This window comes from Streptomyces sp. RLA131, from assembly GCF_056270125.1.
This window is the reverse complement of record NZ_JBWDOQ010000002.1, coordinates 2,288,098-2,300,480: the sequence shown is the minus strand read 5'-3', so window position 1 is coordinate 2,300,480 and position 12,383 is coordinate 2,288,098. Positions and strand designations below refer to the sequence as shown.

Sequence of the window (12,383 nt, the reverse complement as noted above, 5' to 3'; positions counted from 1 at the left end):
GGGAGACCGCATGCGATGGTCCGACCACGCCGTCTGGTGGCACGTCCACCCGCTGGGCTTCACCGGCGCGGAGCGCGAGGCGCTGCCCCCGGCCGCGTCGCCGGTGCCCCGGCTCGCCGCGCTCACCGACTGGCTCGGCTATCTCGTCGACCTCGGCTGCAACGGGCTCGCCCTCGGCCCGGTCTTCGCCTCCGAGACCCATGGCTACGACACCCTCGACCACTTCCGCGTCGACTCCCGGCTCGGTACCGAGGGCGATCTGCTCCGCCTGGTCGAGCAGGCCTCGGCCCGGGGTGTGCGGGTGCTGCTCGACGGGGTGTTCAACCACGTCGGCCGGGGCTTCCCGGCCTTCGCCGACGTCGTCGAGCGCGGCCCCGCCTCGCCGTACGCCTCGTGGTTCCGCCCCGACCCGCACGCGGACGGCGGCTTCGGCCTCTTCGAGGGCCACCACCGCCTCGTCGCCCTCAACCACGACGAGCCCGCCGTCGCCGACCACGTCACCGACGTCATGACGCACTGGCTGGGCCGTGGCGTCGACGGCTGGCGGCTCGACGCCGCCTACGCCGTCCCGCTGCCCTTCTGGCGTACGGTCACCGACCGCGTACGGGCCCGCTTCCCCGACGCCTGCCTGGTCGGCGAGGTCATTCACGGCGACTACACGGCCTTCGTCGAACAGGGCGGACTCGACTCGGTCACCCAGTACGAGCTGTGGAAGGCGGTCTGGAGCTCCCTGAACGACCGCAACCTCTTCGAGCTGGCCTGGGCCCTGAAGCGCCACAACACCCTGCTGGACACCTTCGCCCCGCAGACCTTCCTCGGCAACCACGACGTGACCCGGCTCGCCAGCCGCCTGTCCGACCCCCGCCACCTGGCACACGCCCTGGTCGTACTGCTCACCACCGGCGGTGTCCCCTCCGTCTACGCGGGCGACGAACAGGCCTTCCGGGGCGTCAAGGAGGACCGCGAGGGCGGTGACGACGCCATCCGCCCGGCCTTCCCCGCCCACCCCGACGGGCTGGCGCCGTACGGCCGCGACCACTACCGCCTCCACCAGCGGCTGATCGGGCTGCGCCGCCGTCATCCCTGGCTGGTGCGCGCCCGCAGCACCGTCACCACCCTCACCAACACCGCGCTCGTCCACATCGCCACCTCCCCCTCCGGCCCGCAGGTCCTGGCCGCCGCCCTCAACATCGGCGACGACCCGGTGGAGCTCGCCCTTCCGCCGGGCCCCGCGCCCTGGGTGTTCGCCGAGGGCGCGGGTGAGCTGGGCCGCGAGGGGATCCGCCTGCCGGCGGCGGGCTGGGCGGTCCTGACTTCCTGACTTCCTGACTTCCTGGCCGACCTGGGCAACCCGGAGCGGAGCAGCTGCGTCCACCTTTATGCATACCGCGTATGCATACCCCGTATGGTGACGACGCAGAAAGGCCCCCATGCACTACAGCAAGGCATCCGCCCCGGAGTACCAGGGCGCCCTGACCTCCCTCTCCGTGAACGCCTCCCTGGTCGACGTCCTCGACCAGGGCACCCGGCAACTGAGGGCCGCCGAGCGCTCCGGCTCGGGGCAGGAGATCTCGCGCTCCGCCCTCGCCGTCGCCGAGGCGCACCGCCGGCTCGGCCACGTCGACCAGGCCGACCGGGCCTGGAAGGCGAGCTACCGCGCCGCCCGCTCCGCCGGAGACCTCGGCGCCATGGCCTGGGCCCTGTGGAGCGGCGGCACCCTCGCCCGGCAGCGGGGCGCGCTCGCCCTGGCCCGCCGGCTGCTCTCCCTCGCCGCCGACCTGGGCGAACGCGGCGGGGACGTCGTCGTCCGCGGCTACTCACTCGCGGGCATGGCCGAGACCGGCCGCATCCAGGGCGACTACCGGGCCGTCGGCGCCCTCCACGAACAGCTGCTCGCCGAGGCCCGCCGGCGCGGCGAGGCCCGGCACACCGTCTGGGCACTGGAGGGCATCGCCCAGATGCACCGCAACACCGGCGCGTACGACACGGCGCTGGCGATGTTCGAGGAGGCGGCCGCGATAGCGGAGAAGGCCGACGACCGGCGCGGCCGGGCCTGGGCCCTGCGCGGCATGGCCGACCTGGTCTCGGTACGCGACAACGACCCCGACCGCGCCCTGGAGCTGCTCGGCGAGGCCGAGGCGACCTGCCGCGAGATGAACCTGTCCAGTGCCCTGGCCTACAACCACAAGATGCGCGGCAACGTCCTCTACCGCGCCCGCCGTTACGAGCAGGCGCAGGCGGTCTACGAGGAGGCGCTGGCGGAGTTCCGGGCCATGAGCGAACCGCGTGGCACGGCCCTGGCCAGGCTCGGCCTGGCCAAGACCCGGGCCCGACTCGGCCGCGACGTGGCCGAAACCGCCGCCGAACTCGACGAGTTGCACCGCACCCTGGACCGCATCGGGCTGCACCACGCCCGCGACATGGTCGACCGGGCCCGCGCCGAACTCGGCATCGGGCACCCGGAGCACCCGGAGCACCCGGAGAACCCGGAGAACCCGGAGCACCCGGAGAGCGCTCGGCGCGAGGCGCGCGAGGAGGGCGGCCACCGATGACCACGTCCACCACGCCGAGGACCACCGCGCGCCCCGCCTCCGTGCCCGCCCCCGCCCCCGCCTCCGCCGAGCAGATCCTCGCCCGCTGCCGCGACCTCGTCCGCCCCGGCCTGGCCACCGCCGTCGGCCGGCTCCACCCCTGGCCCCGCGACATGGCCGCCCACGCACTCGGCTCCGGCGGCAAGGGCGTACGCCAGGCCCTCGCCGTGCTGGCCGCCGAAGCCTGCGGCGCCCCCGCCGCCACGGCCGTCCCCGGTGCGGTCGCCGTCGAGCTGATCCACACCTTCTCCCTGGTCCACGACGACATCATGGACGGCGACGAACTGCGCCGGTGCCGCCCGGCCGTCTGGAAGGCCTACGGCACCGGCCCCGCCGTCCTGGCCGGCGACGCCCTGTTCGCCCTCGCCCTGACCACCCTCACCGACGCACCCACCCCCCACGCCCCGGCCGCCCTCGGCCGGCTGGCGACGGCCCTGACCGACCTGGTGGCCGGCCAGGCCGAGGACCTGCTCTTCGAGAGCCGCCCCTGGACCGGCCCGCACGCCGTCCGGCTCCACGAGTACCGCACCATGGCCGAACGCAAGACCGGGGCCCTCCTCGGCTGCGCCACCGCGCTGGGAGCCGTCCTGGCCGGCGCCCCCGCACCCACCGTCGCCGCCCTCTCCCGGGCCGGCCGCCACCTCGGCCTCGCCTTCCAGGCCGTCGACGACCTCCTCGGCATCTGGGGCGACCCCGCGACCACCGGCAAACCCGTCCACAACGACCTGCGGCGGCTGAAGAAGACCTTCCCCGTCCTGACCGCCCTGGCCGAAGGCGGGCCACCGGCCCGGCAGTTGGCCGCCCTGCTCACCTCACCTGGCTTTCCCGACGACGCCGGCCGGCACCATGAGGCGGCCGCCCTCGTCGAACAGGCCGGGGGCCGCGCCGCCACCCTCGCCGAGGCCCACCGGCAGCTCGCGGCAGCCCGCGACTGCCTGGACGGCGTGCCGCTGGCCCCCGGCCCGGCCGACGACATCCGTACGCTGCTGCCGTTCCTCGTCGACCGCCAGGTGTGAGCGTCGGCGGCCGCCGGGCGGTCAGAAGTTGGAGATCACGCTGGTGATCACGTCGTCGATCGTCCTGGCGTTCTTCGCGTCGTAGGCGCGGCCCCCGGTGGCGGCGGCGATCTCCTCCAGCACGCTCCTGCCGCCCTTGTCCTCCTCGTCGGCGCCGCTCCCGTAGGCGATCGTGAAGACCCGCACCTGGGGCTTCCGGGTGTCCCCGATCCGCTTCAGCAGCGCGCTCAGCCCCAGGCTGGTGCGGTCCTGGTTGACACCGTCGGTGAGCAGCACGATCGCGTTGATGGCCTGGGGGTCGTAGTCGTCACGCATGGCCTGTACGGCGGCGTCCAGGGTGTCGTACAGGCCGGTCGCGCCCTCGGGGACGAGGCCGGCGACATTGTCGGCCAGGACGTGCTTGCGGGTGGGGCCGAGCGGCACCAGTTCCTTGTAGTCGTGGGTGCCGCCCAGCACATCGGCGTCGGAGAACTTCCACAGCCCGACCCGGTCGGTCCCGGTGAACTCGCCGAACAGCGCCGGCTCGGCCTGCTTCAGCAGCTCCATCTTGCTCGAACCGGTGCCCGGCACCCCGTAACTCATCGACTCGGAGGTGTCGATCACCGCGAGCACATTGGCCCGCCGGCGCAGCGCCGGCCAGACGTCCAGGATCCGTTCCAGTACATCGCCGCCCGGCATCGGCATCGGCGTGATCGGCGCGCCGGGCAGCGCCCCGTGGGCCTGCGTGATCACCTTCGAGCCCTTGGGGACCGCGCCCCGCCAGGTGCGGAACCCGAAGGGCTCGAACTGCTTCGCGTACACCTCGGGGGAGTGCAGATAGCCGAGGAAGGCCGCCGACATCTTCTTCTTCGCGGCGGTCATACCGGTCAGCTCGACATACGGGTGCTCGGAGAACGGCACCCCGTCCTTGGGATAGAACGACACCAACGGGGTCCTCGGTCTGCCGGTCCTGACGCACTCCGGCAGCCGGCTCAGCGCCCCGCACGGGTAGCCGGCGTTGTAGGCCACCACCGTGTTCTCCTCCAGGGTGACGGCGGAGATGTAGGACATGGCACGGTCCGGGCTGGACCCGTCGGCCTCACGGAGATTGGCCAGGAACGTCAGCGTCGTGTCGCCGTAGTGGACCGCGGCCTGCTCGATGCTCTTGACGAACTTCTGGTTGGCACTCTTGTCGATATGGGGCACGCTCAGCTCGCCGCTGGTTCCCGTCTTCGCGAAGAACGCGGCGACCGTCGCGTTGAGCCCGGAGGTGGAGTACCCGGGGTTGGTCTTGCCGAGCTCGAACGCCTTCCACTCCGGCTTGCCGCGCTGCGCCCAGAAACCGTCGGCGTGCTTGGCCCAGTCCGCCAGCATGGCCCAGGTGATCGCCTTCTCGGGCCAGCCCAGCTGCCGGGCCATCGGCTCGGGCATCGCGATCGTCAGCGGACTCTGCGCGATCGGCTCGGCCGACTTCGGGAACGGTTTCAGGGCCGGGTCCTTCGCCAGCCTGCGGGCCAGCGACAGCCACGCGGTCCCGGCCGGCGACCACACGTCCGGCCGCTGCCCGTCCTGCTCCTTCCAGCCGCGGGCCAACGCCCGCATCGCCGTACCCGAGTTGACCCCGTCGACCACGATCCCCACGCAGCTGCCGCCCGCGGACCGGTTCCCGTAGGCCTTCGCAGCCCGCGCCAGGATCTCCGACATGTCGACGGAGGCCGCGATCCGTACCTTGGTGTCCGCCTTCCCGCAGGCCGGCAGGGCCCGCACGGCCGGCGGCGTGCCGCCCGAGCCGCCCCCGTCATCGCCACCCCGGCACGACACCGCCACCCCGGCGCCGATCCCCGCCAGCGCCAGTAACGCCACCGGGAGCAGCACCTGCCGCCGCCGCGCGGGCACCGCCCGCAGCCGCCGCGTCAGCGCCGCCGCCGTCACCCGGAGCCCGGGTGCCGGATCCGGATCCGGATCCGGATCCGGCTTCAACCTCGGCAACTTCGGCTTCGGCTTCGGTTTGAGTCTCTTCTTCGGGACCGGCCCGGACGCGGGTCCCGCGAGGGCGGCGATGACGGCGAGCGCGGCCTCGGTCGCGTTGGCCGCGGCGCGGGTCTGCGAGCCGCCGGCGTCGGCCTGATGCTTGCGGCCGTCGGCCTTGTCACTGATCCCGCGAACGGTCAGCGTCTGGAGGGTGCCCAGGTGCGCCGCCTGCGCCACCCCCGCGCTCTCCATCTCGATCGCCACCGCGTCGCCGTAGTGCTCCCTCAGCTGCGAGGACAGCTCCGACTGCGCGCTGTTGAGCACCACTTCGCCCGCCGCGATCGGCTTGAAGTGCACCCTGTCCTGCCACCGGTCGCCCTGCAGTGCGTACTTGGCCACCTGCAACAGCCGGTACGGCGCCTCCCACACCCGGGGATGCACCTGCAGGCCCCGCGGGGTCTGCTTGCCCCCGTGGTAGGCGTAGACATGGGTGGCGACCACGACATCCCCGAGCCTGACGTCATCGCGCAGCCCGCCCGCCACCCCCACGAAGAGCAGGGCCTCGGGCTGCAGCCAGGTATGGAGCCGTTCGGTCAGTACCGCCGCGGTGTGGTTGCCCGGACCGATCTCGGCCAGCGCGACCCGCACGGGCGCGTGGGCGCCCTCCAGCCGGCCGATCGCCACATACGTACCGTCCGGATGCACTTGGGGCTCGACGGCCGTCAAGTGCCGCCGTACGGCGTCGTATTCGAGCCGAAGCGCCGTGAGGACCACCACGGTGCGCGGAGAAGGAGCGTGTGTCACCTGTCACCTGACCAACCGAACCTCGACGCCGACCTCGACGGGAAGACTCACGGTAAGGCATGGACAGCGCTCAGTTATCCCGGACGGCGAAAGCCCTTGCGGCCCCCGGGTTCCGGCCCCCGGGGTCACATTGCCCCACTCCGATAGGTGACTCAAAGTGCGCGGATTCGCACCCACGGTAATTATGGGGCTTGTCGCCCCTTGACCTGGGCGATTTCCCTCTTCCCTCTCGCAAAGGTGAGCTGATGAGTGCACGATCGAGGCAGGCCATATCCAGCCGGGTGCGTCGTCAACGGCTGTGGGGCCTGGCCGGCGGCGTGACGATGGCGAGCGCCATCTTCATGGGTGCGGCAAGTGCAGGAGTGGCGAATGCGGCGGTTGCCGGGAACGGCGGCCCCCGAGCGGTCGGCAAGACCACGGGCACCCCGTGCTACAGCCAGTGGTACTGCGGTCACTGGGGTGGCCACGGCGGCGGCCACGGCGGCGACCACGGTGGCAACGGCCAGGTCGGTCCGACCGGCCCGACCGGCCCCCAGGGACCGGCTGGTGCGACGGGTCCGACCGGCCCGACCGGCCCCCAGGGTCTGCCTGGCACGAACGGCACGAATGGCACGAACGGTGTGGACGGTGTGGACGGCGCGACCGGTCCTCAGGGTCCGCAGGGTCCGACGGGTCCGCAGGGCACGCCAGGTACGGACGGTACGGACGGTACGGACGGCGCCACCGGTCCGACGGGTCCGACGGGTCCGCAGGGCACGCCCGGTACCAACGGCAAGGACGGTACCAACGGTACGGACGGCGCCACCGGTCCGACGGGTCCGACGGGTCCGCAGGGCACGCCCGGTACCAACGGCAAGGACGGTACCAACGGTACGGACGGCGCCACCGGTGCGACCGGTCCTCAGGGTCCTCAGGGTCCGACGGGTCCGACCGGTCCGCAGGGCACGCCCGGTACCAACGGTACGGACGGCGCCACCGGCGCCAGCGGTGCGACCGGTCCCCAGGGTCTGCCGGGTACGAACGGTGTGGACGGTGCGACGGGTCCGACCGGTCCGACCGGCCCCCAGGGGCCGGCTGGTGCGACGGGTCCGACCGGTCCGACCGGCCCCCAGGGTGTGCCCGGTACGAACGGCGCGACCGGCGCGACCGGCCCTGCGGGCGCGACCGGCGCCACCGGCGCCACCGGCGCGACCGGCCCTGCGGGCGCGACCGGCGCCACCGGCGCCACCGGCGCCACCGGTGCGACCGGCCCCGCCGGACCGACCACTACCCAGCAGATTGTGGGCACCCCCGTCACGGCGCCCGCTCTGAACCTGTTCACGCCGGTCACCGCGACCGCCACCTGCCCTGCGGGAACGGTTCTGCTGGGCGGCGGTTTCAGGCTCGGCGCGTCCCCCTCCATTCTGCAGATCACCGACTCCAGCAGGGACTCGGTGAACCTCAACCAGTGGAACGTCACGGGCTTCATCCCCAGCGGCATTCTCTCGGGCTCGATCACCGCTGTCGCGGAGTGCGCCCCCTGACGCGGAGCCGCGGCGCCGGCGCCAGCTGACGTCCGGCCGCCGGCCCCGGCCACGAAGTCACCATGCTTCGTGGCCGGGGCCGGCCACATGAACGACCACCCACGACCACCCACGACCACCCACGACATCTCGGGACCGGTGAGGACATGAGGCCGTCGATCTGCCTGTGCATGATCGTCAAGAACGAGGCAAAGGTCATCGAGCGGTGTCTCGCCTCCGTGGCGGGCCTGGTGGACAGCTGGGTGATCTCCGACACCGGCTCGACCGACGGCACCCAGCAGCTCATCCGGTCGGCGCTGGAGGGGATTCCCGGCGAACTCCACGAGGAGCCCTGGATCAACTTCGGCCACAACCGCACCGCCAACATCAGGCGGGCACGCGGCAGGGCCGACTATCTGCTGCTGCTCGACGCGGACCTGGTGATCCGCCAGGACGCAGCCCTGCCCCCACTGACCGCCGACGCCTACATGCTGCGGCACGAGGGCGAGACCTCGTACCGCATCAAGCGTCTCGTCCGGGGTGATGTCGCCTGGCGCTACGAGGGCGTCACCCACGAGTACCTGACGAGTGACGACGCCAAGGGACAAGGACAGGAGAACCTCGACGCCCTGGTGGTCGAGGACTTCGCGGACGGCGGCTCGCGGAGCGACAAGTTCGAGCGTGACGCACGGCTGCTGACCGCGGAGATGGAGCGTGACCCCGGCAACGCGCGCACGGTCTTCTACCTCGCGCAGACCATGCGCGACATGGGGCGGCCGGAAGAGGCGATCACCCTCTACGAGCGGCGCGCCCGGATGGGCGGCTGGGTCGAGGAGGTCTACTGCGCGCTGCTGCAGGCCGGCATCCTCAAGGCCGGGAACGGCGACTGGCCGGGCGCGATGGACACGCTCTCCCGCGCGTGGGAGGTGCGGCCGCAGCGCCTGGAGGCCTGCTACGAACTGGTCTGCAGGCTCCGCGGGATGGGCCGCCACCACGCTGCGCACGCCCTCGCCCGCGCGGCACTGAACCGGGACGCACCGGACGACCTGCTGTTCATCCAGCCCTGGGTGTACCGCTGGGGGCTGCTCTTCGAGTTCTCGATCACCGCGTACTGGACCGGCGACCCCGAAGCCTCCCTGGAGGCCTGCGACCGGCTGCTCGCCATGCCGGACCTGCCCGCCCCGTACCGCCGGCAGACCATGGCCAACCGCGACTTCGCCGTGCGCCGCCTCGCCCCGGCGCCGGCCGCGGTGTAGCGGCCGCACGAGGCCGGGGGCGACGCCGGCCTTCAGCCGGTGAGCCGGGCCGGCAGGGCGAGGGCGAGGCACACGAGGTCCGCCGCGTGCCAGGTCTTCGGGCCGAAGCCGGGCAGCGGGGTGTGGACGCGGTTGCCCAGGTCGACGACGGAGCGAAGCGCCGCCTCGAAGGTGCTGGTGGCGCGCAGCGCCCACAGGGCGGTGCCGAGGGTGGGCCAGACCGCGCCGTTGGACTCGGTCGCGTCGTCCGGGTGCCAGCCAGGTGCGAGGACGGTCTGCCACCGAGCGCGTCCCCTGCCGCCCGTCCGACCATGGCTCCGGTGAGCCGAGCGTCGCGGTCCACTGCGTTCACGTCGCTCACCTTCGTCGCTCACCTTTGTCAGTCGGGTCTGTCAGTCGAGTTCTTCGAGGATCTCGGGCTCGGTGACCCAGCCGGCGTTCAGGACCAGCCGCGAGGTGCGGTGGACGGCGAGGAAGCCGAAGGGACGGTCGAACCTGACCCGGATCTCGCGGGCGCGGTAGCGGTACCGCGGCAGCCCGCCCGCTGCGATGGCCACGGCGGTGACGGCCGCTGAACGGAAACCGAGCGCGCCGAAGGACGCCGTCATGGCCTGGGCGGCGCTGCTGACGGCCAGCGGGGCCGTGCTGATGCCGGGGAAGTGGCCGAGGTCGTCGTCGGTCGCCGCCCGCAGGCCGAAGAGCTCCCGATGGCCGAGCAGGTCATGGTCGGCCCGCATGCTGAAGGGCACGGTGGTGACGCCCAGGCACGGCACGCCGTCCACGCTGGGGACACGCTCCACGGTCACCCCGGGACCCGGCTCGCCCAATGGCAGCCGGTCGCCCGGCAGGGGTGCGAACTTCCGGTCCAGGGCGAGGACTCCGGCTTCGAGAACCCTGGCCGCCGGGACTTCCCCGGGACCCAGGACAAGGTGGACGTCGACGCCGTGGGCCCCGATGACCCGCAGAACGGTGACCGGCCCGACCGGGGTCTGCGCGACCCCCACCCGGTCCAGCAGTTGGGTCCACCGGTACAGCGAGGCAAGGTTCAGGCCCTGCCAGGGACCGCACTCCGCCTCCGTCGCGCCCGGGGTGAACGGCCGGATCCAGTCGGTGCGGACCGTCAGCGCACCGGCCAGCAGCAACAGCGTCCCGTCGTCCACGGCGACCGGCATCGACTCGATGCGCCCGTCCGTGCACTTGCGCGCCCACGCGTCGAGCCGCAGCCGGTCACGGGCCGGGTCTCCGCTGAGCAGCTCATGGACAGGGGCGGGCAGAGCGTCCAACCAGGCTGACTCCACCGGCAGTTCCTCGTGCGTCCACACCCCGAGGGCCGTCTCCACGCCGCGCACCGCCCCGAGGCCGGCCAGCAGCGCCCGGCTCTGCGAAGCGGCGGTGTCCGCCGGCACTTCGAGTGCGTCCGCCAGCTCCCGGCGGGCGGCTCCGGCCGCGCCGTGCAGCAGGAACGCGAGCAGCGGCCAGACCCCCACGGCGGTCAGGACGGTGGCCCGGTGCGGTATCGCCGCGACCCAGCGGGCCGTCAGCGCGTTGACAGCCCTGACAGTGGAACAGCTGATCATCCCCGCCCCTTCGCCGGACACCCGGGTCCGGCGAGCGTAGAGCGCACCCGGTCCGGGAGCGAACGGATTGATCGCTGCCGGCCTCGTCGGGCGAGCCACCCCGCCCCGGGTATCCCCGACGAGAAATCACCGTGTGGACATCGCTACGGCCTGTTAACGTCTCCGGCATGAAGCGCGCTGCTGTGACGACGACGCCGGAGAGTGTCCCGGCGCGCTGACAGATGTCTTTGTCCGAAGCCCCGGGGCGAGTGCCCCGGGGCTTCGCCTTGAGGTCACTCGCCCGATGTCCGCGAGGAGACCGCCATGCATGACCACCGCAAACTCGGCCGTGAACTGGGCCTGTTCGACACCGACCCGCTGATCGGCGCGGGCCTGCCGTACTGGCTGCCCGACGGCGCGACCGTACGGCACACCCTGGAGGAGTACATCCGCGCCGCCGAGCGGCGAGCGGGGTACCGGCACGTGTACTCACCGGTCCTCGGCAAGCGGGAGCTGTACGAGATCTCCGGGCACTGGGCGCACTACAGCGACGACATGTTCCCCCCGATGGACCTCGGCGGTGAGCAGGTCGTCCTGCGGCCGAGCCTGTGCCCGCATCACGCTGTGATCTACCGCTCCCGTTCCCACAGCTACCGCGAGCTGCCCCTGCGCATGGCCGAGCTGGGAGGCATGTACCGCTCCGAACTCTCCGGCGTGCTCGGCGGGCTGACCCGGGTGCGGGCCATCCAGCTCAACGACGCGCACATCTTCTGCACCCTGGACCAGGTCGCCGAAGAGGCACAGGCCGCGCTGGAGATGATTCGCCGGGCGTACGAGGCGCTCGGCATCACCCCGACTCGCTACCGGCTCTCCCTCCCCGGCCCCGGCGGCAAGTACGTCGCCGCACCCGAGAAGTGGCAACGGTCCACCGCCCTGCTGACCGACGTCCTCGACCGCTCCGGCCTGCCCTACGAGGCGGCCGAGGGAGAGGCCGCGTTCTACGGCCCCAAGATCGACGTCCAGGTCACCGACAGCGCCGGCCGGGAATCCACCCTGTCCACCGTCCAGGTCGACTTCCACCAGCCCGAGCAGTTCGACCTGCGCTACATCGGCGCGGACGGCGCCAGACATCGCCCGGTCATGATCCACCGCAGCATCATCGGCAGTGTGGAGCGAGCCGTTGCCCATCTCGTCGAACAGCACGGCGGTGCCTTCCCCGCCTGGCTCGCCCCCACTCAACTGGTGATCCTCCCGGTCTCCGACAGCGAACTGCCGAACGCCGCAGCCCTCGCCCGGCGATGCACCGACCTCGGACTGCGTGCCGAGATCGCAGGACCGGAACGCGGCAGTCTGGGTGCCCGCATCCGAGAGGCCCGCCTGGTTCCCTACCAAGCCGTCATCGGCGGCAAGGAGGCCGCCGAGGATCATGTCGCACTGCGTCTGCGTGACGGACGCCGACTCGACCCGCAGCCGGTCAGCGACGTCCTCACCCGCATCGGCGCTCTCGTCGATGCCCACAGCACCGACCTGTGGGGCAAGGCTGCCTCATAGCGGTGGTGCGAGCGGCGGACGTTCTCCGAGGTGGGCCGGGGAGGAGTGGCGGTACTCGTGCAGGTCCCGAGTCCGCCGAACAGATCTGGGCCCTGCCGCTTTCCTCACGGAGAGCGGCAGGGCCCAGATGACATCCGCGGCCTGGACGGCCGGGCAC

The 12,383-nt window shown here is 72.5% G+C and carries 8 protein-coding genes and 1 pseudogene; 6 read left to right on the top strand and 3 right to left on the bottom strand.

Annotated elements, in window-relative coordinates; translation table 11 throughout:
- The first annotated feature begins 10 nt into the window (after nucleotides 1-10).
- The 3 genes from RWE79_RS11445 (at nucleotide 11) to RWE79_RS11435 (ending at nucleotide 3,607) form a co-directional block, all read left to right on the top strand.
- The gene (locus tag RWE79_RS11445; RefSeq protein ID WP_475939941.1) at nucleotides 11-1,321 is read left to right on the top strand and encodes an alpha-amylase family protein; all 1,311 of its coding nucleotides are present in this window, start codon (nucleotides 11-13) and stop codon (nucleotides 1,319-1,321) included.
- A gap of 109 nt (nucleotides 1,322-1,430) precedes the next feature.
- On the top strand, nucleotides 1,431-2,552 hold the full coding sequence (locus RWE79_RS11440; protein WP_475939940.1) for a tetratricopeptide repeat protein: 1,122 nt from the start codon (nucleotides 1,431-1,433) through the stop codon (nucleotides 2,550-2,552).
- A complete protein-coding gene (locus RWE79_RS11435) occupies nucleotides 2,549-3,607 on the top strand; it encodes a polyprenyl synthetase family protein (protein WP_475939939.1) in 1,059 nt (352 codons plus the stop codon). Before RWE79_RS11440 ends, RWE79_RS11435 begins: the two co-directional genes overlap by 4 nt.
- Before the next feature lie 21 nt (nucleotides 3,608-3,628).
- Here the strand turns inward: RWE79_RS11435 and RWE79_RS11430 are convergent, their stop codons facing one another.
- Entirely contained in the window at nucleotides 3,629-6,361 is a 2,733-nt protein-coding gene (locus RWE79_RS11430) for a phosphorylase family protein (protein WP_475939938.1), read from the bottom strand.
- A 1,115-nt stretch (nucleotides 6,362-7,476) separates the two neighbouring features.
- Between RWE79_RS11430 and RWE79_RS11425 the strand changes: the two genes are divergently transcribed.
- Complete coding sequence (locus tag RWE79_RS11425; RefSeq protein ID WP_475939937.1) at nucleotides 7,477-7,884, top strand: hypothetical protein; 408 nt, start codon at nucleotides 7,477-7,479, stop codon at nucleotides 7,882-7,884.
- A gap of 146 nt (nucleotides 7,885-8,030) precedes the next feature.
- Nucleotides 8,031-9,119, top strand: a complete 1,089-nt coding sequence (locus RWE79_RS11420; protein ID WP_475939936.1) for a glycosyltransferase — start codon at nucleotides 8,031-8,033, stop codon at nucleotides 9,117-9,119.
- Nucleotides 9,120-9,151: 32 nt separating this feature from the next.
- Here the strand turns inward: RWE79_RS11420 and RWE79_RS11415 are convergent, their stop codons facing one another.
- Nucleotides 9,152-9,493, bottom strand: a complete 342-nt coding sequence (locus RWE79_RS11415) for a hypothetical protein (RefSeq protein ID WP_475939935.1) — start codon at nucleotides 9,491-9,493, stop codon at nucleotides 9,152-9,154.
- Between the two features lie 18 nt (nucleotides 9,494-9,511).
- Nucleotides 9,512-10,696: a serpin family protein gene (locus tag RWE79_RS11410; protein ID WP_475939934.1), complete on the bottom strand. Its 1,185-nt coding sequence runs from the start codon at nucleotides 10,694-10,696 to the stop codon at nucleotides 9,512-9,514.
- A gap of 297 nt (nucleotides 10,697-10,993) precedes the next feature.
- Between RWE79_RS11410 and thrS the strand changes: the two are divergent.
- A pseudogene (thrS, locus tag RWE79_RS11405) lies at nucleotides 10,994-12,226 on the top strand (threonine--tRNA ligase); the annotation flags it as partial.
- Nucleotides 12,227-12,383 lie beyond the last annotated feature (157 nt).